This is a genomic window from Massilia agilis (assembly GCF_024756255.1).
GTDB lineage: Bacteria > Pseudomonadota > Gammaproteobacteria > Burkholderiales > Burkholderiaceae_D > Telluria > Telluria agilis.
In genome coordinates this window covers 1-811 of the sequence record NZ_JANUHB010000021.1, presented here as the reverse complement: position 1 = coordinate 811, position 811 = coordinate 1, and the positions used below count along the sequence as shown (strand labels likewise).

Here is an 811-nt window from a genome sequence, read left to right as displayed (position 1 = left end):
GGACGGCGGCGCCCACTGGAGCGCCGGCAGCGGCACCAGCTTCAGCCTGGGCGCCGGTAGCTACGCCAGCGGCGCCGTGCAGGCACGCTACACCGACAACGCCGGCAACCTGAGCGCCGCGGGCAGCAATGGCGCCGCGATCACGGTCGACACCTCGGCCGCTGCGCCCTCGTTTGCGCTCGCGGCCGACACCGGCGCGAGCAACAGCGACGGCATCACGAACAACCCGGCCGTGAATGTAACGCTGCCGCTTGACGCAGCGAGCTGGGAATACAGCGTGGACGGCGGCGCACACTGGACGGCCGGCAGCGGCACCAGCTTCAACCTGCCGGCCGGCACGCAGGCCGTGGGCCAGGTGCAGGTGCGCTACACCGACGTCGCCGGCAACCTGAGTGCCGCGGGCAGCAACGCGGCGGCCATCACGATCGACACCTCGGTTGCCGCGCCTGCCCTGGCGCTGGCCGCCGACACCGGAACCAGTAACAGCGACGGCATCACTAAGGACGGCACCATCAACGTCACGCTGGCCGGGGATGTCGCAAGCTGGGAGTACAGCGTGGACAGCGGCGCGCACTGGAACACCGGCAGCGGCACCAGCTTCACGCTGGCCGACGGCAGCTACAGCGCGGGCACCGTGCAGGTGCGCCAGACCGACAACGCCGGCAACCTGAGCGCGGCCGCATCGAGCGCCGCAGCCATCACCGTTGACACGGCCGCCGCGGCGCCCGCGTTCGCGCTGCACAGCGACAGCGGCGCCAGCAACGCCGACGGCATCAGCCGCGACGGCACGGTCGACGTGACCCTGCCCCTC

1 protein-coding gene is annotated in these 811 nt (G+C 72.0%); it reads left to right on the top strand.

Features of this window, described 5'->3' with window-relative positions:
* Window positions 1–811, top strand: an 811-nt coding sequence (locus NX774_RS23285) for an Ig-like domain-containing protein (protein ID WP_258824682.1), incomplete at both ends; no start/stop codon positions are given.